This is a genomic window from Plantactinospora veratri (assembly GCF_036421995.1).
Classification (GTDB): Bacteria; Actinomycetota; Actinomycetes; order Mycobacteriales; family Micromonosporaceae; genus Plantactinospora; species Plantactinospora veratri.
The window spans coordinates 47,212-65,655 of sequence record NZ_JAZGQL010000009.1 but is presented as its reverse complement, the minus strand read 5'-3'; the positions used below and the strand labels follow the sequence as shown (position 1 = coordinate 65,655).

At 72.7% G+C, this 18,444-nt stretch carries 18 protein-coding genes; 9 read left to right on the top strand and 9 right to left on the bottom strand.

What is annotated here, in order from left to right; all coding sequences use genetic code 11:
- Window position 1: 1 nt before the first annotated feature.
- From V1634_RS15150 to V1634_RS15135, 4 genes are all read right to left on the bottom strand, one after another.
- Complete coding sequence (locus V1634_RS15150) at window positions 2-1,177, bottom strand: PTS mannitol transporter subunit IICB (RefSeq protein WP_331208452.1); 1,176 nt, start codon at window positions 1,175-1,177, stop codon at window positions 2-4.
- Between the two features lie 127 nt (window positions 1,178-1,304).
- A complete protein-coding gene (gene pfkB / locus V1634_RS15145) occupies window positions 1,305-2,249 on the bottom strand; it encodes a 1-phosphofructokinase (protein ID WP_331208451.1) in 945 nt (314 codons plus the stop codon).
- On the bottom strand, window positions 2,246-3,007 hold the full coding sequence (locus tag V1634_RS15140; RefSeq protein WP_107256138.1) for a DeoR/GlpR family DNA-binding transcription regulator: 762 nt from the start codon (window positions 3,005-3,007) through the stop codon (window positions 2,246-2,248). The genes pfkB and V1634_RS15140 overlap by 4 nt, the downstream gene beginning before the upstream one ends.
- 282 nt (window positions 3,008-3,289) lie before the next feature.
- Window positions 3,290-4,156, bottom strand: a complete 867-nt coding sequence (locus V1634_RS15135) for an SDR family NAD(P)-dependent oxidoreductase (protein WP_331208450.1) — start codon at window positions 4,154-4,156, stop codon at window positions 3,290-3,292.
- 84 nt (window positions 4,157-4,240) lie between these two features.
- On the opposite strand from V1634_RS15135, the gene V1634_RS15130 reads away from it, so the two are divergent.
- The 4 genes from V1634_RS15130 (at window position 4,241) to V1634_RS15115 (ending at window position 9,353) form a co-directional block, all read left to right on the top strand.
- Window positions 4,241-4,837 carry a hypothetical protein gene (locus tag V1634_RS15130; RefSeq protein ID WP_331208449.1) on the top strand — a complete coding sequence of 199 codons (597 nt, stop codon included), beginning with the start codon at window positions 4,241-4,243 and terminating at the stop codon, window positions 4,835-4,837.
- A gap of 84 nt (window positions 4,838-4,921) precedes the next feature.
- On the top strand, window positions 4,922-6,673 hold the full coding sequence (locus V1634_RS15125; protein ID WP_331208448.1) for a DEAD/DEAH box helicase: 1,752 nt from the start codon (window positions 4,922-4,924) through the stop codon (window positions 6,671-6,673).
- Window positions 6,674-6,773: 100 nt separating this feature from the next.
- Window positions 6,774-7,529, top strand: a complete 756-nt coding sequence (locus V1634_RS15120) for a class I SAM-dependent methyltransferase (protein ID WP_331208447.1) — start codon at window positions 6,774-6,776, stop codon at window positions 7,527-7,529.
- 465 nt (window positions 7,530-7,994) lie between these two features.
- Complete coding sequence (locus V1634_RS15115; protein ID WP_331208446.1) at window positions 7,995-9,353, top strand: glycoside hydrolase family 6 protein; 1,359 nt, start codon at window positions 7,995-7,997, stop codon at window positions 9,351-9,353.
- 57 nt (window positions 9,354-9,410) lie between these two features.
- On the opposite strand, the gene V1634_RS15110 is transcribed toward V1634_RS15115, so the two are convergent.
- On the bottom strand, window positions 9,411-9,869 hold the full coding sequence (locus V1634_RS15110; protein ID WP_331208445.1) for an SAM-dependent methyltransferase: 459 nt from the start codon (window positions 9,867-9,869) through the stop codon (window positions 9,411-9,413).
- 196 nt (window positions 9,870-10,065) lie between these two features.
- Between V1634_RS15110 and V1634_RS15105 the strand changes: the two genes are divergently transcribed.
- The 3 genes from V1634_RS15105 (at window position 10,066) to V1634_RS15095 (ending at window position 13,114) form a co-directional block, all read left to right on the top strand.
- Window positions 10,066-11,106 carry a glycosyltransferase family 2 protein gene (locus tag V1634_RS15105; RefSeq protein WP_331208444.1) on the top strand — a complete coding sequence of 347 codons (1,041 nt, stop codon included), beginning with the start codon at window positions 10,066-10,068 and terminating at the stop codon, window positions 11,104-11,106.
- Window positions 11,103-12,194, top strand: a complete 1,092-nt coding sequence (locus V1634_RS15100) for a lysylphosphatidylglycerol synthase domain-containing protein (RefSeq protein WP_331208443.1) — start codon at window positions 11,103-11,105, stop codon at window positions 12,192-12,194. Before V1634_RS15105 ends, V1634_RS15100 begins: the two co-directional genes overlap by 4 nt.
- Window positions 12,195-12,313: 119 nt before the next feature.
- Window positions 12,314-13,114, top strand: coding sequence for a class I SAM-dependent methyltransferase (locus V1634_RS15095; protein WP_331208442.1), 801 nt, complete (start codon window positions 12,314-12,316; stop codon window positions 13,112-13,114).
- Here V1634_RS15095 and V1634_RS15090 read toward each other — a convergent pair.
- From V1634_RS15090 to V1634_RS15075, 4 genes are all read right to left on the bottom strand, one after another.
- Window positions 13,074-13,880: an AfsR/SARP family transcriptional regulator gene (locus V1634_RS15090; protein ID WP_159079197.1), complete on the bottom strand. Its 807-nt coding sequence runs from the start codon at window positions 13,878-13,880 to the stop codon at window positions 13,074-13,076. The genes V1634_RS15095 and V1634_RS15090 overlap by 41 nt on opposite strands.
- 92 nt (window positions 13,881-13,972) lie before the next feature.
- The gene (locus V1634_RS15085; RefSeq protein ID WP_331208441.1) at window positions 13,973-14,689 is read right to left on the bottom strand and encodes a polysaccharide deacetylase family protein; all 717 of its coding nucleotides are present in this window, start codon (window positions 14,687-14,689) and stop codon (window positions 13,973-13,975) included.
- Window positions 14,686-14,823 carry a hypothetical protein gene (locus V1634_RS15080; protein ID WP_331208440.1) on the bottom strand — a complete coding sequence of 46 codons (138 nt, stop codon included), beginning with the start codon at window positions 14,821-14,823 and terminating at the stop codon, window positions 14,686-14,688. Before V1634_RS15080 ends, V1634_RS15085 begins: the two co-directional genes overlap by 4 nt.
- A complete protein-coding gene (locus V1634_RS15075) occupies window positions 14,820-15,821 on the bottom strand; it encodes a glycosyltransferase (RefSeq protein WP_331208439.1) in 1,002 nt (333 codons plus the stop codon). The genes V1634_RS15080 and V1634_RS15075 overlap by 4 nt, the downstream gene beginning before the upstream one ends.
- Before the next feature lie 278 nt (window positions 15,822-16,099).
- Here V1634_RS15075 and V1634_RS15070 point away from each other — a divergent pair, with 278 nt between their 5' ends.
- Window positions 16,100-17,413, top strand: a complete 1,314-nt coding sequence (locus tag V1634_RS15070) for an aspartate aminotransferase family protein (protein ID WP_331208611.1) — start codon at window positions 16,100-16,102, stop codon at window positions 17,411-17,413.
- Window positions 17,407-18,426: an NAD-dependent epimerase/dehydratase family protein gene (locus V1634_RS15065; RefSeq protein ID WP_331208438.1), complete on the top strand. Its 1,020-nt coding sequence runs from the start codon at window positions 17,407-17,409 to the stop codon at window positions 18,424-18,426. Before V1634_RS15070 ends, V1634_RS15065 begins: the two co-directional genes overlap by 7 nt.
- Window positions 18,427-18,444: the final 18 nt, after the last annotated feature.

Genomic DNA, 18,444 nt, shown 5'->3' with positions numbered 1-18,444 from the left:
GTCAGCTCTCGGCGGTGGCCGAGCGGGCCACGGCCGGGCTGGTCTCGCGGTCCCGGGCCTCGGTGGCGGGTTGCGCCGTCGCCGGGTCGCCGGTCCCGCCGTCGGTGACCTCGTCGGCCTTCGGCTCGCCGTTGAGCCTGCCGAAGCCGAGCAGCGCCGAGGCGACCACGAAGGAGACGGCGGTGGCGATCAGCACGCCGAGCACCATGCCGAACCAGCCGCCCCGGGGGGTGACCGCCGCGTAGGCGAAGATGCTGCCGGGCGAGGGGGTGGCGACCAGTCCGGCGCCGGTAACCATGAAGGTGCCGACCCCGGCCGCGCCACCGGCGATGGTGGCGAGGATCAGGCGCGGCTTCATCAGCACGTACGGGAAGTAGATCTCGTGGATGCCGCCGAGGAAGTGGATGATGCCGGCGGCCGGCACGCTCGGGCGCAGCGAGCGCGGCCCGAAGAGGAAGAAGGCGAGCAGCAGGCCGAGCCCCGGGCCGGGGTTCGACTCGATCATGAACAGGATCGACTTGCCGGTCTCCTGCGCCTGCGCCACCGCCAGCGGCGAGAGTACGCCGTGGTTGATCGCGTTGTTCAGGAAGAGCACCTTGGCCGGCTCCACCAGTACGGACGCGACCGGCAGCAGGTTCTGCCCGATCAGCCAGTCCACCCCGCTGCCGGCCCAGTCGCTGAGCCGGCCCACCACCGGGCCGGCCAGCCAGACGCCGAACAGCGCCATGGCGCCGCCGACGATGCCGGCGGAGAAGTTGTCGACCAGCATCTCGAAGCCGGGCCGGATCCGGTCCTCGACCAGCCGGTCGAAGAGTTTGATCAGGTAGGCGGCGGCCGGTCCGATGATCATCGCGCCGAGGAACATCGGGATGTCCGCACCGACGATCATGCCGACCGTGGCCACCGCGCCGACCACGGCGCCGCGCTGGCCGTGCACGATCCGGCCGCCGGTGTAGCCGATCAGGATCGGCAGCAGGCTGAAGATCATCGGGTCGACCAGTTTGGCCAGGTCCTCGTTGGGCAGCCAGCCGGTCGGGATGAAGAGTGCCGTGATCAGGCCCCAGGCGATGAACGCCCCGATGTTGGGCATGACCATTCCGGCCAGGTGACCGCCGATCCGCTGGACCCGGGCTTTGAAGCCGCTGCCCTGGACCTCCGGGGTGTACGACACGGCCATGAGGGGGGACTCCTTCGCAGAGGTTGGCCGGCGTTACCGAACGCGGCCGGGTTCGAATGTCATGCCGTCGGTTCCGGGGGTCGGCCGACGTCCGGGACGTTGTCGTCGTGTTGCTGGCATGACCGGCTCACCCCTGCGGCAGGAGGGGCCGGACCAGGTCCGGCCGGGGGTGGAGTCGGACGGTGTTCCGGAGCAGGTCGCCGGGGCCGGGCATCCGGCTGCCGGGCAGGCTGACCGCAGCGGCGCCCCAGGCGAGCCCTTCGGCGAGGGCGTCCGGGCCGGCTGCGCCGGCGGCCAGGAACCCGGCCAGCAGCGCGTCGCCGGCCCCGACCGTGCTCTTCGGGCGCGCCACCGGCGACTCGCCGGTGAGCACGCCGGCGGCGTCGACCAGCACCGCGCCGTCGGCGCCGAGGCTGGCCAGTACCGCGCCGGCACCCCAGCTCCGCAGCCGCGCGGCGGCGTCGACCACGTCGCCGAGGGAGCGCAGCGGGGCACCGACCGCCTCGGCCAACTCCTCCCGGTTCGGCTTGACCAACGCCACGCCGGCCTCGGCGGCGGCCCGCAGCGCCGGCCCGCTGGTGTCGACCGCCAGCCGCACGCCGGCGTCGACCAGCCGGGCGCAGAGGTCGCCGAAGGCGGTCACCGGCAGTCCCGGCGGCACACTGCCGCAGGCGACCACCCAGTCGGCCGAGCCGGACGCGGCGAGGACCGCGCTGGTGACTTCGGCGAACTCGGGCCCGGTCAGGACCGGGCCGGACTCATTGATCTTGGTTACCGTGCCGTCCGGCTCGGCGAGGGTGATGTTCGACCGGGTACGGCCGGCGATCGGCACCACCAGCAGCTCGACGCCCTCACCCTCGAGCAGTCGGACGAGCTGGCTGCCCTCCTCGCCACCGACCGGCAGCACCGCCCGGGACGGCACCCCGTTGGCCAGCAGCGCCCGGGAGACGTTCACGCCCTTGCCGCCCGGGTCGAGGTGTGCGGAGGCGGCCCGGATCACCTCGCCCCGGACCAGCAGGTCGACCTCCATCGCCCGGTCCAGGCTGGGGTTGAGCGTGACGGTGAGGATCATGCCCGCACCACCCGTACGCCGGCCGCCTCGACGTCGTCGGCCAGTTCCTCGTCCACCCCGTTGTCGGTGATCAGCAGGTCGAGGTCGGCCAGGGTGCCGAACCGGGCCAGGTAGTCGTTGCCGATCTTGGTGTGGTCGGCCAGCAGTACGACCCGGCGGGCGGCTCCGATCATCGCCCGCTTCACCGCCGCCTCGGCGGGATCAGGTGTGGTCATCCCGCGCTCGACCGAGCAGCCGTTGGTGCCCATGAAGGCGACGTCGACATAGAGTTCGGCGAGCGGGCGCAGGGCCCAGTCGTCCACCGTGGCCAGTGTCTTGCCGCGCAGTCGGCCGCCGAGGAGCAGCACCGTCAGGTTGGGCTTCAGCCCGAGCGCGGAGGCGAGCACCGGCGAGTTGACCACCACGGTCAGCTCGCGGTCCGAGGGGAGGAGCTGGGCCAGCCGGGCGGTGGTGGTGCCGGCGTCGAGGATCACCGCGCCCTCGTCGGGCAGCTCGGCCAGGGCCGCCTTGGCGATCCGTTCCTTCTCGGTGATGAGTACGGCGTCCCGGGCGGCGAGGGCGGGCTCGAACCCGATCCGCTCGACCGGGATCGCCCCGCCGTGTACCCGACGGAGCACGCCGGCCCGCTCCAGCACGGTCAGGTCCCGGCGGATCGTCTCCGCGGTCACGTTCATGCCCTCGGCCAGCGCCATCACGTCGACCCGACCCGCCTCGCGGGCCAGACGCAGGATCTCCTGCTGACGTTCCTCGGCGTACATCTGTTGGATCTCCCGCCCGATCGTTTTTGCTTCTCTTCTGTTTACGCCCGTTCCTGTGGGACGTCAACATGTTGCCGTAACGGTTTGGTCATCTCGCTGACGCAACAAGGCTCGATCCAGGACAATCCACCTGGCTGCTCGGCGGTTGCGAGGAAACCTGTCGACCAAGCACCGACCGGCTCGGCCCGGCACTACCGGAAACAAACCGACACTGATACCCGTTTGTGTGGTTTCAGCCGGACCGGTGCGGTACGACTGGCCCGGGTCAGCGGGTTCCCGGATTCACCCGGACCGTCGGTCCCACCCGCCCGGTCGCCGGGGCCCGGCCCCGCTCCCCCCGTCGACGTCGCCTTCCGCCGCCGACCGTTCGAGGTCGCGCTGCACCCGGTTCATCCCGTGCAGCCAGCGCTCCGGATCCGTCGCCCGTCGGGCGTAGTACGTCGCCACCTCCGGATGCGGCAGCACCAGGAACCGGTCGTCGGCCAACGCTGCCACCACCAGCTCGGCGACCTGCTCCGGGGTGACCGCCCCGGCCGCGAGCAGGGCGGCACCCGGGCCCTCGCCCTGCTCCAGCATCGGCGTGCGGACCCCCTGCGGGCAGAGCGCCTGCACGACCACGCCCCGGTGGGCGTAACTCGCCCGCAGCCACTCGACGAACGCCACCGCCGCGTGCTTGGTGACCGAGTAGGGGGCGGCGCCGAGCAGGGTGAGCAGACCGGCGGCCGAGGCGGTGACCAGGAGCCGGCCGCGTCCGGCCGCCAGCCAGTCGGGCAGCAGCTCCCGGGCGGCGTACACCGGGGACATGGTGTTGACCCGCCAGGCGTGCTCCCAGGTCTCGTCGGTGGCGTCCAGCCCGCCGGTGCCGGGCACCCCGGCGTTGGCGCAGAACAGGTCGATCCCGCCGAACCGCTCCCGGGCATACCGGACCAGCGCGGCAACCGCGGCCGGGTCGGCCATGTCGGCGGGGAAGACCTCACCGCCGGTCCGGGCCGCGACCGCCCGGGCGGCGTCGGCGTCGACGTCGTTGACCAGCACCCGGGCACCCTCGGCGGCGAACCGGGTGGCCAGCGCGGCGCCGATGCCGGAACCCGCCCCGGTCACCACCACGGCCGCGCCGGGCAGGGCGAGCCGGACCCTGTCCGCATCCACGATGCGGACAGTAGCCCGTCCCGCACCGCTCGGCACTCCCCCGGCCGGGCCGGTCCCGTCGCGGGCGCCCGCTACCGTTCCAAAATGTCCGTCGACCTGGCCGCCACACTCGCCCGACCCACCACCCTCGCCGCCCTGCTGGCCGGCACCCGGCGCACCCTGACCGAATTGCTCGGCCCGGTACCCGCGCCCGAACTGGACCTCGTCGCGGACCGGCGGTACGTCCAGGGGCAGCGGGTCGATCCCGGGCGGCGCCTCGACCCGGCCGAGTTGGCCGGTACCAGCATCGGAGACCCGATCCCGGCCGAGTCCGCCACCAGCCCCGGCACGGCGCACTACGAGATTGACGTCCCGGCCAGTGGCGACGGGGTGTGGCTGACCGTCATCGACCACCTGCCCGAGGCCGGCGGCGGAGTGGAGGCGGTGTTCAGCCCCTATCGCACCTGCGTCGGCGTCGTGCTGGCCACCGCCCTGGCGCTGACCGGCGCCGAACTGACCGGTGGCGAGTTCGTCGACGAGCAGATCCGGATGCTCCGGCCCGGGCCGACCGCCCCGCGCCGGTTCGTCGCCGCGACCCGGCTGGCCCCGCCGCCGGACGACGACTTCGCCGCCGCCTGCGAGCGGTACCTGCGCCAGTTCCCGACGCTGGACGGCTGGCCCCGGAGCCGGTCGATGCGCTGACCGGCCACCGGCCGGCGGGCCGTGCCCGGCCGGGATCCGCCGGTCGCCGCAGCGCCCGGTTCGGCGTGGTGAAAAGCTGACGGTATGAGTTCCGACAGCGCACCACCCGCTCCGCCGGTCAGCACCAGCCCGAACGACTCCGACGACGGCTCCGGCACCTTCGCCGACCTCGGGCTGCGGACCGAACTCCTGGACGCGCTCGGCACGCTCGGCTACGAGGAGCCGACCGCCATCCAGCGGGCCGCCATCCCGCCCCTGCTGGCCGGCCGGGACCTGCTCGGCCAGGCCGCCACCGGGACCGGCAAGACGGCCGCGTTCGCGCTGCCGCTGCTGCACCGGCTGCCGGCTGACCGAAGCTCCAGGGCGCCGGTGGCGCTGATCCTGGTACCCACCCGCGAGCTGGCGGTGCAGGTCTCCGAGGCGACCCACCGGTACGGCCGCGACCTCGGCGTACGGGTGCTGCCGATCTACGGGGGCCAGCCGATCGCCCGGCAACTGCGGGCACTGGACGGCGGGGTCGACGTGGTGGTGGCCACCCCGGGGCGGGCGCTGGACCACATCGCCCGGGACACCCTGCGGCTGGACGGCCTCGCCACGGTGGTGCTGGACGAGGCGGACGAGATGCTCGACATGGGATTCGCCGAGGACATCGAGGCGATCCTGCAACACGTACCGGAGCAGCGGCAGACCGTACTCTTCTCCGCCACCATGCCGGCCCGGATCGACGGGATGGCCCGGCAGTACCTGCGGGACCCGGCCCGGATCGAGATCGGCCGGCAGCCCGCACCCACCGGCACCGCCCCGCTGGTCCGACAGACCGCGTACGTGGTGGCCCGGGCGCACAAGCCGGCCGCGCTCGGCCGGGTACTCGACGTCGAGGCGCCGACCGCGGCGATCGTCTTCTGCCGCAGCCGGGAGGAGGTCGACCGGCTCACCGAGACGATGAACGGCCGCGGCTACCGGGCCGAGGCGCTGCACGGCGGGATGACCCAGGAGCAGCGGGACCGGGTGATGGGCCGGCTCCGGGCCGGGACCGCCGACCTGCTGGTGGCGACCGACGTGGCCGCCCGGGGGCTGGACATCGAGCAGCTCACCCACGTGGTCAACTACGACGTGCCGTCGGCCCCGGAGTCCTACGTGCACCGGATCGGCCGGGTCGGCCGGGCCGGCCGGCAGGGGGTGGCGATCACCCTGGCCGAGCCGCGCGAACACCGGATGCTCAAGACCATCGAGCGGACCACCGGGCAGCGGATCTCGATCGACAAGATTCCGAGCGTGGCCGACCTGCGGACCCGGCGGCTGGAGATGACCCGGGCGGCGCTGCACGAGAGCCTGCTGGAGGACGACCTCGACCCGTTCCGGGTGATCGTGGAGACCCTCACCGACGAGTTCGACGTGATGGAGGTGGCGCTGGCGGCGGTGAAGCTGGCGCACGAGTCGGCCGGCGGCCCGGTCGACGAGGAGGAGGACATCCCGCAGGTGGCGTTCCGGACCGACCGGGACGGCCGGGCCCGGCGCGACGGCGGCCGGGACGGCGGCCGGGACGACCGGCGCGCTGGCCGGCCCCGCTCCGGCGACATGGCCTGCCTCTTCATCGGGGTCGGCCGGCGGGCCGGGATCCGCCCGCAGGATTTGGTCGGGGCGATCACCGGGGAGACGGCGGTCAGCGGCCGGGAGATCGGCTCGATCGAGATCGCCGACCGGTTCTCGCTGGTCGAGGTGCCAAGGTCGGCGGCGAACGAGGTGATCGCCCGGCTCCGGCAGAGCACCATCAAGGGCCGCAAGGCGACGGTACGCCGGGACCGCGAGGTCGGCCGCGACCAGCGCGAAGGCTGAGTCGCCGGACGGCCGCGACCGGCGGCAGGGCCGGTCGCGATGTCAACCGGGCCGGTCGCGATGTCGACGGGCCGGCGGACCGTCATCGGAGGAGGGGCAGGTGGACGGGGCGGACCCGGACCGCTGGTCGGCGGTCGCGGCGGGCTGGACCGAGCTGTGGGGTGGCTTCGCCGAGCCGGTCTGGCGGATCGTCGTGGCGGCTGGCGGGATCGGCCCGGGTTCCCGGGTACTCGACGTCGGCTGTGGCGGTGGCGACCTGCTCGGCTATCTCGACCGGCTCGGCGCGACGACCGCCGGGATCGACCCGGCGCCCGGGATGCTGGCGCTGGCCCGGTCCCGGGTGCCCGCCGCCGACCTGCGGATCGGCGACGCCGAGCGGCTGCCCTGGCCGGACCGGACGTTCGACCTGGTGACCTCGGTCAACGCGGTGCAGTTCGCCGACGACACCCTGGACGCGCTGGCCGAGTTCGTCCGGGTCACCCGCCCCGGTGGTCTGGTCGCGATCGCCAACTGGGCGGAGGGACGGCACAACGACCTGGACACGGTCGAGCAGGCGGTCGCGTACGCTGCCGGCGAGGAGCCGCTGCCCGACGGCGAGCTGCGGGAGCCCGGTGGTCTCGAACGGCTGCTCGCCGACGGTGGGCTCGACGTGGTGGCGGCGGGGCTGGTCGCGGTCCCCTGGTACGCGCCCGACGAGGACGCGCTGGTGCGCGGCGTACTGCTGGGCGAGGATCCGGAGACGATCGCCGCCACCGCGCCGACGGTGCGGGACGCGGCCCGCCCGTTCCGGCGGCCGGACGGCGGCTACCGTCTCGACAACGCGTTCCGGTACGCGGTCGGCCACACCCCGGGCTGACTCCCGTCCCGCCCTCCGGCCGGGCTCAGGCTCAGGTGCGGAGCAGGTTGCGCAGTGCCCGGGCGAACTCCGCGATGGAGAGCGCGGCGGTGAACGGCGGCAGGCCACCGCGGCGGCGCGGGGCGGTCGGGTGCTTTCCCACCGACTCGTCATCGTCGCCACCACAGGATGAGGTCCGCCGGTTGTCGGCCCCAATCATTCCGGGGTACGCCCGCCGGTTCGTCGTACGCTCGGATTGTCCTCCGGCGCTTTCCGTGCGCGTACCGGAGCCGATCGAGGGGCGCCGCTGCCGACCGTCCGGGCTGGACTCACCGGCTGCCCGACCGTCCTCCGTACACCCCGCTCCGGGCAATTGACCGGACGACCGCGGCGCCCCGCCGACCAGGCGGACCGGATAGTATTATCAATTCACAATCATCAATTGACTGCCGTCGGACGACTCGATCTCGCGGGGTGAGGGAACCCATGACGCTGCCGCTACCCGTACCCGCGTCGGCCCGACCCCGTCGGGCCCTGACCGTGCTGACCACGCTGGCGCTGCTGCTGGCCGGAGCGCCCGCCTCCCCCGCCCCGGCCGCCGACGTCGCGCCGACCCCGGTGGACAACCCCTACCTCGGCGCGACGGCGTACGTGGACCCGGAGTGGTCCGCCCGGGCCCGCGCCGAACCCGGCGGGGCGGCCGTCGCCGACCAGCCGACCGGGGTGTGGCTGGACCGGATCGCCGCCATCGCCGGCACACCCGGCCGGATGGGGCTGCGCGCCCACCTGACCTCGGCGCTGGCGCAGGGCGCCGACCTGGTGCAGTTGACCCTCTACAACCTGCCCGGCCGGGACTGCAACCGTCGGGTCAGCTACGGCGAGCTGGCCATCGTCGAGCTCGACCGGTACCGGACCGAGTTCGTCGACCCGATCGTCGCGATCCTCGCCGACCCGAGCTACGCGGGGTTGCGGATCGTCACCGTCGTGGAGCCGAACTCGCTGCCGAACCTGGTCACCCACACCTCGCCGCGTCCCGCCGCGACCGCCGGCTGCGACCGGGCCAAGGCCGACGGCGTCTACCTCGCCGGCGTCGGCTACGCGCTCGCCCGGCTGGCCACCGTGCCCAACGTCTACCCCTACCTCGACGCCAGCCACCACGGCCAGCTCGGCTGGTCGAACGACGGGGCCGCGACGGCGGCGCTGCTCCGCCAGGCGGCCACCGCCGCCGGCAGCACCCCGGCGGCCGTGCACGGCTTCACCGTCAACGTCGCCAACTACTCGGTACTGCGCGAGCCCTACCTCGACGCCGACGACGTGGTGAACGGCCAGCCGGTACGGGACACGCCCTGGATCGCCGGCAACGCGTACGTCGACGAACTGCCGTACGCCCGGCAACTGCGCCAACACCTGGTCGCCGTCGGCTTCTCCACCCGGGTCGGCATGCTGGTCGACACCTCCCGCAACGGCTGGGGCGGACCGGACCGGCCCACCGGACCGGGACCGTCGACCAGCGCCGAGGAGTACGTCGAAGCGGGCCGGACCGACCGGCGCGGCTATCTCGGCAACTGGTGCAACCAGGTCGGCGCCGGACTCGGCGAGCGGCCGGTCGCGGCGCCGGAGGCCGGCATCGACGCGTACGCCTGGATCAAGCCGCCGGGCGAGTCCGACGGGGCCAGTGACGTGCTCGGAGCGAACCGGCCGTACGAGCCGATGTGCGACCCGACGTACCGCCCGCACCTCTTCCCCACGGTGACCAGTGGTGCCATGCAGAACGCCCCGCAGGTCGGCGAGTGGTTCCCGCCGCACTTCCGGCAACTGCTGGCCAACGCGTGGCCACCGCTCTGACCGCCGCTCTGACCATCCCGGTGCTCCGGCGGGGCCGGCCGGAGCACCGCACCGTCCTCAGTAGTAGTTCCGCATCAGCTCCTCCGCCCAGCCCGGCTGGGTCACCGGGGTGCGCGGGGCGAACTCCCGCAGGTACGGCTTGACGTCCAGCACCGGGGTACCGTCGAGGGCGTCCAGGTCGGCCACGTGCAGGTCCCGGCCGTCGACCCGGAGCAGCCGGCAGCGCGAGACGGCGAGCCGGTTGGGGCGGTTCGGACCCCGCGAGGCGAAGATGCCGACCACCGGGAACCGGTTGTCGCCGCGCGGATGCCGGGCCGCCGGACTCACCCGGTCGGCGTCGACCCGGTCGAACAGGAACACCACCTCGAGGTGGGAGAAGTCGGCCAGCCCGAGCGCCGCGTCGGCGGGCAGGTGTTCGGCGATCCGGATCACGGACCGCACGTCCCGCCACTCGTCCTCGAACGCCTCGGCCCGGCCGCCGATCACCCGGGCCACCGGCTCCACCTGATAGCTCATCTCCACCTCGAGGTTGTAGTAGTCGGGCCTGTCATCGTAGGGACCGCGCCGCCGCCACCGTCGCACTGGGTAATCCAGGCCGGCTCCAGAAAATGCGGTACGCCGGTTGCTACCGTTTACCGGCCCGCCGGGAAAAAGGGGGTGACCAGGCACATTGTCTTCACTCGACCAGACCGTCGACCCGCAATTCGCGCGGGTGTCGGTCATCGTCCCGAACTACAACAAGGAAAAAACTCTCCGCGCCTGTCTCGCGGCGGTCTACGCGCAGACCCGCCCGGCGGCCGAGGTGATCGTCGTCGACGACGCGAGTACCGACCGGTCGCGGCAGATCGCGGCCGAGTTCCCCTGCGCCGTACTGGCGTTTCCGGTGAACCGGGGCGTCTCGGCGGCCAGGAACGCCGGTGCCGCCCGAGCCGGTGGTGACCTGCTGTTCTTCGTCGACTCGGACATCGCACTGGCGCCCGACGCGCTGGCCGGGGCGGTGGCGGAACTGCGGGCGCATCCGAACTGCGGCGTGGTGCAGGGGATCTACGACCTGACGCCGCTCTTCGCGGACGGGCCGGTGGAGTCCTACAAGACGCTCTTCGAGCACTTCTGGCGCCGCCGCGACGTCGGGGTCACCGCGATCACCATGTTCGCGCTCACCGCCGTCCCCCGGGCGGTGTTCGAGCTGGTCGGCGGCTTCGACGAACGGCTGCGTGACGCCGAGGACGTCGAGTTCGGCACCCGCCTGCCGGCGTCGTACGAGATCCGCACCAGTGACCGCGTGGTGGGCCGGCACGACGACGTGGACCGGCTGGGGCCGTACCTGTCGGAACACTTCCGCCGAGCCCGCACGTACGCCGGAGCGGTCGTCGCGGCGCGCTGGGCGCCCGGGCCGGCGAAGTCCGATGTGGAGCCAGCCGAGCGACGGGCACCGCACCGGATCGACCTCGGCTCGGTGGTCGGGTTGCTGGGCAGCGCCCTCGCGGTGGTCGGGCTGCCGCTGGCCGTCTGGTCGCCGTGGCTGCTGCCGGTGCCGCTGGCCGGGCTGGCGGCCTTCCTCGGCGCGGACCGGGCGCTGCTCGGGTTCGCGCTCCGGCAGCGCGGGCCGGGCTTCCTGATCTTCTCCACCGGGATGCGGTTCCTGACCCACCTGACCGAGTTCACCGGGCTGGCACTCGGGCTGGGCCGGGCCCTGCTCCGGCGTCCCCGACCCGGCCGGGTCGCCCCGCTGGCCCCGGAGTCGACCCGGTGACCCGCCCGCCCGGCCCGACCGGCTCGGCCGGACCAACCGGCTCGACCGAGCTGGCTGACCCGCCCGGCCCGGCTGGGCTGGGTGCGGCGGTCGAGGCGGTGCGGCGGGCGGTCGGGCGGCGGCCCGGCTGGTGGCGGCGGGTCAACCAGCTGCTGGTCGTGGTCTTCGTGCTGGCCCTGACGGCCGGGCTGGTGCTCTTCCTGCGGGACCAGGACTGGACACCGGTCCGCGCGCTGGCGCAGCGGCTCGACCCGGTCCAGGTCGGACTGGTACTCGGCGGTGCGCTGCTGGTCAACTCGGTCGGGCTGTTGCTCGGGTACCACTCCTGGCAGGCGCTCTTCGTCGACCTCGGTGCGGCGGTGGACCGGTGGACCGCCGCCCGGCTCTTCTTCGTCGGGTTCCTCGCCAAGTTCGTCCCGGGCCGGTTCGTCGCGCTGCCGGTACTGCTCCGGATGGGTAAGGAGATCAACGTCGGTGCGGTGCGGCTCGCGGGTGTCTTCGGCCTCAGCTGGGTGGTGGTGGCGCTGACCGGGATGACCGTGGGCCTCGCGGCCGGGCCGGCGGTACTGGACCGGGCGACCGGGTGGATGCTGCTCGCCGTACTGCCGCTGGTGGCGCTCTTCGTCCGCCCGGACCTGCTCAACCGGGGGCTCGCCGCCACGGCACGACTGCTGCGCCGGCCACCGCCGCAGGTGAGCGCGTCCCGGGCCGGCGTCCGGCGGGCGATCACCACCCAGTCGCTGTCCTGGGTGGTCTCCGGGCACCACCTCTGGCTGCTGGCGGTGACCGCCGGCGCCCCGCCGCTGCGCTCCTATCTGGTCTGTGTGGCCGGTTTCGCCGCCGCGACCGTGGCCGGGTTGCTGGTGATGGTCGTCCCGGACGGGCTCGGCGTCCGGGAGGCGGTGCTGATGGTGGGGCTGTCGACGGTGATGCCGGTCTCGGTGGCCGCCCCGGTGGTGCTGACCAGCCGGCTGGTCTGCGCACTCAGCGAGGTCGCGGTCGGCGCGGGCGGGCTGCTGCTCGCCCAGTACGTCCACCGGCGCCGGCTCGGCCCGCGCGGCGGTGCCGACCCCGCGCTGACCGGCTGACCCGGATCCCCGTTCCGGCCGGTCGTCCGGTCAACCAGATCGAGAGCGTCGTTCCCGGAGACCGCCGGGATCCCGTCCACGTCGAGAATGTCTTCCACGTCGAGAATGTCGGTGACACCATGTCGAATGCGTTGGTCCGTGCGGTGGCACGGCTGATCCGAGTTCCGGTACGGGTACTGATCCGATCCCATCCCAGGATCAACAGGGCGTGGTGGAACGTCCAGTACGCCCTGGGGTTCTGGCGCTATCTCGACGACATGTCCGACGGGGACCTGCCGCTGTCGCTGATCGAGAGCTGGGCGCCCCGGCCCGCGATCCTCGACCTGGGCTGCGGTACCAGTGCCAACCTGCCGCTGGCGCCGGGTCGATACCGGCACTACCACGGCGTCGACCTCAGTTCCCGGGCGATCGAGGCGGCCCGGGCGCTGGACCGGCCGGACACCACGTTCGAGGTGGCCGACATCCGCACCTTCGACACCGCGCACCGGTACGACGCGATCCTGCTCCGTGAGGTCGTCTACTACCTGACCGAGACCGAGGCCGCCGACCTGCTGCGCCGGTTGCCCGCGATGCTGACGCCCCGGGGCCGGATCGTCGTGCAGATCTACGACGAGACCCCGGCCGAGGAGTTCGCCCGGATCGTCCGGGCCTGCGGCCTCTCGGTCGCCGAGGAGGTCCCCGCGCGCCTCGGGGACGGTCCTGCCGGTGCTTTCTTCGTGCTGACCGGTCAGGAGGGGATCGAGCGGGCCGATGGCCCCGGGCGCGGCGGATCCGCCGGGTTGGATTCCGCCGAGCCGGCCATCGAGCCGGGTCACGCCGGGCCGGGTCACGCCCGGTCGGGCAACTCCCGGTCGGGCGACACCGAGTCGGTCACCGGGATCAGACCGGGACCCGCCGCTCCCACCACGGCCGCACGGTGACGGGCTCGCTGCGCAGCAGCCGGCGGTGCAGGTCCTGGAGCCGGTGCCCCGGCTCCACCCCGAGCCGGTCGGCCAGGGTGATCCGGGCGTCCTCGAAGGCGGTCAGCGCCTCGGCCCGCCGCGACGTCTGGCCGAGGACCACCAGCAGCAGTTCCCAGAGCCGCTCCCGCATCGGCTGTTCCGCGAGCATGCAGCGCAGCTCGGAGACGAGGTTCTCCACGTCGCCGAGGAGCAGCCGTACCCCGGTGGCCTCCTCCACCGCGTCCTGACGCAGTTCGGTGAGGCGGATCCGTTCCGCCTCGGCCAGCGGCCCCGTCGCCTCCTGGAGCGCCAGGCCGGACCAGCGGGACAGCGCCTGCTGGAAACAGTCGAGCGCCCGGGACAGCTCGCCCTGGGCCCGGGCCGCCCGGGCCACCCTGACGTCGTGCTCGAACCGGGTGACGTCGACGGCGACCGCCGGGACGTCGAGGGTGTATCCCGGACGGGTGGACCGGAGTACCCGGGCCAGTGCCGGCGGCCGGCCGGGATGCTCCAGCACCCGGCGCAGCCGGCCGATGTAGGTGTGCACCATGTTCTCCACGGAATCGGGCCGGCGCCCGTTCCAGATCGCGTCGACGATCTGCGGCACCGACATCACCATCCCGCAGCGCAGTGCCAGCACGGCGAGCACCTCCCGCTGCCGGGGAGTCCCCAGGTAGAGGTTGGTACCGCCCCGCTCGGCCCGGATCGGGCCGAGCAGCAGGATCTTCAGGTCGTCTTCCGACATCTTCACTTCCCCCTAGAGAGGCATCGCTGCTTCCCCCCGCACGGCCGGGCGACACTGCCCGGCGTCGTCGTACGCAGAACGGCACGTCGTCACTACCGGTCGGCACCGGGTACGACGAACCGCAGTCCCCGGTCGAGCAACCGGGGAAGTACGGTTTCCAGGGCCGCCACGGTCTGCGACCGGTCGCCGCCGCCGTCGTGACAGAGCAGGACGTGTCCGGGCCGGCTCCGGGACAGCCGCCGGACGATCCGGTCCACCCCCGGGCTGCGCCAGTCGCTCGGGTTGACCGTCCAGTCCACCGGCACCAGGCCGAGGTCGGCGGTGGTCCGTATTACCGTCGACGACCAGTTGCCGCCCGGCGCCCGGAACAGTCGGGGCGCGGCCCCGACGGCATCCTCGATCTGCCGCTGCGCCGCCACGATCTCGGTACGCAGCCGCGGCGCGGGCAGCGCGGCGAACGGCTGCGGATGCGTCATCGAGTGGTTGCCGACCAGGTGTCCGGCGTCGCGGATCCGGCGGGCCAGCCCGGGGTGTTCGGCGACACGGGCACCGATCAGGAAGAAGGTGGCCCGGACCCGGTGCCGGTCGAGCAGGTCCAGGATCCGGGGCGTCCACTCGGGATGCGGCCCGTCGTCGACGGTGAGTGCCACGCTGTGCCCGGCCACCCCGAAGACCGGCCGGCGCCCGTCGCCGAGCATCGGCCGGCGGCACCGGAACTGCTGTGCCCGGAGCGCGAACAACAGGTAGTGCAACGCCTGGGCCGACAGGTACGGCCAGGAGATCCGCCCGGTGCCCGGCTCCGCGGTCATCGCCGCCCCGCCTCGTCCGGACCGGGGTTCCGCCGGAGGCGCGCCGCGTCCAGGTCCAGCCGCTCCACCCGCACCCGGACCTCGTCGACGCCGGTCTCCGGGAGCCGGGCCCGACCGCCGATCGGCCCGCTCATCGGGACGATTTCGCGGCGGCCACCCGGGCCGGGCCGAAGTCCCGGTCCACCAGGTGCCGCAGCCCTCCGACGACGGCACCGGCGACGACGGCCAACTGGACGAGCAGGTGCACCGTGTAGAAGAAGACCGCGAAGCCGAGGCCGCGCCGACGCAGCACGAAGCGCAGCAGTCCCGGGTCGGCGGCGACGAAGAGCGCCAGCAGGAAGAGTGGGACCGCCAGCAGCACCGGGGCGTAGAGGCCGAGCGGCAGGGTCAGCGGCACCAGGGCGGCGCTGAGCAGTCCGGCCGGGGTGTTGGCGCGGATCCCGGCCGGTCCTCGCTCGGCCCGGGCGACCGGGACGAGGAGCTGGGAGCGGCCGAACTGCTTGCGCAGCAGCCGGCCGAGGTGGCTGTCGTCGTCGTGCCGGCAGACCACGGTGTCGGTCAGCACGATCCCGTAGCGGTCGCCCATCCGGTCGCCGATCTCGACGTCCTCGGAGGCGCGCAGCCGCTCGTCGAATCCGCCGACATCGTCGAAGACCGTCCGGCGGATCAGGCAGACCGCGAAGAGCGTGGTGCGGACCCGGCCGACGTGGCGCAGCCGCCAGTAGTGGCCGTGCAGCAGCCGGTACGCCTCGACCGGGCCGTCGTCGTGCAGCGGCCGGAGCGCGTAGATGCCGTGTACGCAGGCGACGTCGGGCTCGGCGGTGAGGATCGCCAGCGCGTTGGCCAGCGCGTCGGGCTCGGGGGCGCAGTCGGAGTCGACGAAGAAGAGCAGCTCGCCCGTGCTGGCCCGGATGCCCCGGTTACGGGCGGCCGCCGGCCCGGCGTTGCGGTCGGTGACCAGCAGCCGGCACGGGAACTCGGCGGCGATCTCCCGGGTGTCGTCGGTGCTGGCGTCGTCGACGACGATGACCTCGGTGACCGGGTGCCGTTGCGCGTAGACGGCCGCCAGGCAGGCGCGGAGAGTCTTCGAGCCGTTGTGTACGGGGATGATGACCGACACCGTCGGCGACATGTTCACCCACCTCAGCGGGATTGCGGGACAACCATCAGGGACATTGACATTACGAGATCTACTCCGTCGCGACCAAGCTATCCAGTCGGTTGTCGACTGGCAAGCGTTGCCTTACGTAGTCAAGGTTGCGTCCAGCACCGATCCAGAGAAGATCCCGTACCAATCGATAGCGTCACGACATGCCCAATCTGGTCAGCCTGTCCGATTGCGATCGACTCACCGTTCGCGAGGTGCACGACCTCTATCGTCGTTACGTCAACGCGAGCCAGGTCAGCCTGATGACCTCGTTCGGGTTCGGCCGGGAATTGGTCGACCACGCCGAAGGCGCACACCTGGTACTCCGCGACGGTCGCCGCGTCCTCGACCTCACCGGAGGCGTGGGCGTACTCAACCACGGTCACAACCATCCGCGCATCCTGGCCGCCCGGCAACGGTTCGCGGCCCAGCGGCGGATGGAGGTGCACAAGACGTACTTCTCGCCGTACCTGGCGGCGCTCGGGCACAACCTGGCCCAACTCCTCCCCGGTGACCTGCGGATGTCGTTCCTGCCCAACTCGGGTGCCGAGGCGGTCGAGGGGGCGGTGAAGCTGGCGTACAAGTACCACGGCGGCCGGCGCGCCACGATCCTGCGCGCCGACTGCGGGTTCCACGGAAAGCTGCTGGGTTCGGGTGGGCTGACCGGACAACCCTCGTTCGGTTTTCCCACCATTCCCGGCATAGTTCCATTTACCTATGGGAATCTGGACTCCGTCCGGGAGGCGGTCGAGGCACATCCGGGCGATGTCTACGCTCTCATCGTCGAGCCGTTCAGCGCCTCCACCGTGACTTGGTGCGACGAGGACTTCCTCCGCGGCATTCGTGAGCTGTGCGACCGGCACGACATCGTGCTCATCTTCGACGAGATCTACACCGGTTGGGGTAAGACCGGCAGCCTCTTCTACTTCATGCGGTATCCGGGGCTGGTCCCGGACGTCCTTACCACATCCAAGTCATTCGGCGGTGGAAAGTCATCGATTTCTGCATTCGTGGCGCGGGAAAGGGTGTTCCGGAAGGCGTACGACAACCTCACCGACGCGCTACTGCAGAGCACCAGCACCACCTACTACGGCATGGGCGAGGAGTGCGTCACCGCGCTGGAGGCGATCAACATCGTGGTGGAGGACGACTACCCGGCCCGGGCCCGCGAGCTGGAACGGGTACTGGAACCGGCGCTGAACCGGCTGGCCAAGGAGTTCCCGGACGCGGTGGGCCGGGTGGCCGGGGCGGGCGCGCTCTGGGGCGTACAGATCGACGGCGGCCCGAAGATCCTCGACCTGGTGGCCAGGCTCGCCCCCGCCGGGATGGCCCGGGACCCGAGATTCAAGGCGAAGCTGGTCACCTGCGCGGTGATCCAGGCGCTCTACCGGGACCACGACATCTTCACCTACTACACCCTCAACGGCCGCAACCCGCTGATCCTCGGCCCCTCCCTGGTCACCGACCCGGCCGACGTGCAGCGGGCCACCGACGCGCTCGGCGAGGTACTGGAGCAGGGCCTCACCAAACTGGTCACCCGGTTCGTCGCGCAGAAGGTGGGGTCGACGCTGTGGTGATCACCGTGACCGGGGCGGCCGGCATGCTCGGCTCCCGGCTCGTCGAGCGGCTGACCGCCGACGGGCACCGGGTGTGCGGGGTGGACCTGCGCCCGGATCCCGGCGTCACCGTGGTCGGCGACATCCGGGACCCCCGGGTGATGGAGCGGGCCACCGACGGCGCGACCGCGGTGCTGCACTGCGCGGCGGCGCTGCCCAGCTATCCGGCCGCCGAGATCCGCTCGATCATCGTGGACGGCACCGGGAACGTGCTGCGGGCCGCCCGCAGGGCCGGGGTGGACCGGGTCCTGCACGTCTCGTCCACCGCCGTGTACGGGCTGCCCCGCCAGGTGCCGACCCCGGAGGAGCACCCCCGGGAGCCGGTCGACACGTACAGCGCGGCGAAGGTGGCCGCCGAGGAGATCGCCGAGCGGTACCGGGCCGACGGGCTCCCGGTCGCGATCCTGCGGCCGAAGACCTTTCTCGGGCCGGGCCGGATGGGACTCTTCGCGATGCTCTTCGAGTGGGCCGAGGAGGGCCGGAACTTTCCGGTACTCGGCCGGGGCGACGTACGGATCCAGATGTTCGCCGTCGACGACCTGGTCGACGCGGTGCTCACCGTGCTGGCCGCACCCGACGAGGTGGCCAGCGACACCTACAACCTGGCCGCGGAGCGGTTCCGTACCCTGCGCGAGGACTTCCAGGCGGTGCTGGACGCGGCCGGGCACGGCAAGCGGGTTGTCGGGGTACCGGCCCGGCCGGCGCTGTTCGCCCTGGAACTGCTGGAGCGCAGCCGGCTCTCCCCCGTCTACGGGCGGCTGCTGCACAAGCTCCGGTACGACTCCTACGTGAGCATCGACAAGGCCGTCGAACGCCTGGGCTTCGCACCGAAGCTGTCCAACGAGGACGCGATCCTGCGCACCTACGAGTGGTGGCGCTCGGAACGCCACCTGACGCGCCCGTCCCGGGGCGGCCGGACCAGCCGGGACCCGTGGCGGCAGGGCGTGCTCTCCCTCGCGAAGATCTTCTTCTGATCGGAGTCGAAGGTGTCT

Coding starts and splice junctions, on each gene's coding strand:
- V1634_RS15070 (WP_331208611.1), top strand. CDS start 16,100: ATGACCTCGTTCGGGTTCGGCCGGGAATTGGTCGACCACGCCGAAGGC.
- V1634_RS15130 (WP_331208449.1), top strand. CDS start 4,241: ATGTCCGTCGACCTGGCCGCCACACTCGCCCGACCCACCACCCTCGCC.
- pfkB (WP_331208451.1), bottom strand. CDS start 2,249: ATGATCCTCACCGTCACGCTCAACCCCAGCCTGGACCGGGCGATGGAG.
- V1634_RS15115 (WP_331208446.1), top strand. CDS start 7,995: ATGACGCTGCCGCTACCCGTACCCGCGTCGGCCCGACCCCGTCGGGCC.
- V1634_RS15090 (WP_159079197.1), bottom strand. CDS start 13,880: ATGTCGGAAGACGACCTGAAGATCCTGCTGCTCGGCCCGATCCGGGCC.
- V1634_RS15110 (WP_331208445.1), bottom strand. CDS start 9,869: ATGAGCTATCAGGTGGAGCCGGTGGCCCGGGTGATCGGCGGCCGGGCC.
- V1634_RS15140 (WP_107256138.1), bottom strand. CDS start 3,007: ATGTACGCCGAGGAACGTCAGCAGGAGATCCTGCGTCTGGCCCGCGAG.
- V1634_RS15080 (WP_331208440.1), bottom strand. CDS start 14,823: ATGAGCGGGCCGATCGGCGGTCGGGCCCGGCTCCCGGAGACCGGCGTC.
- V1634_RS15150 (WP_331208452.1), bottom strand. CDS start 1,177: ATGGCCGTGTCGTACACCCCGGAGGTCCAGGGCAGCGGCTTCAAAGCC.
- V1634_RS15125 (WP_331208448.1), top strand. CDS start 4,922: ATGAGTTCCGACAGCGCACCACCCGCTCCGCCGGTCAGCACCAGCCCG.
- V1634_RS15075 (WP_331208439.1), bottom strand. CDS start 15,821: ATGTCGCCGACGGTGTCGGTCATCATCCCCGTACACAACGGCTCGAAG.
- V1634_RS15095 (WP_331208442.1), top strand. CDS start 12,314: ATGTCGAATGCGTTGGTCCGTGCGGTGGCACGGCTGATCCGAGTTCCG.
- V1634_RS15085 (WP_331208441.1), bottom strand. CDS start 14,689: ATGACCGCGGAGCCGGGCACCGGGCGGATCTCCTGGCCGTACCTGTCG.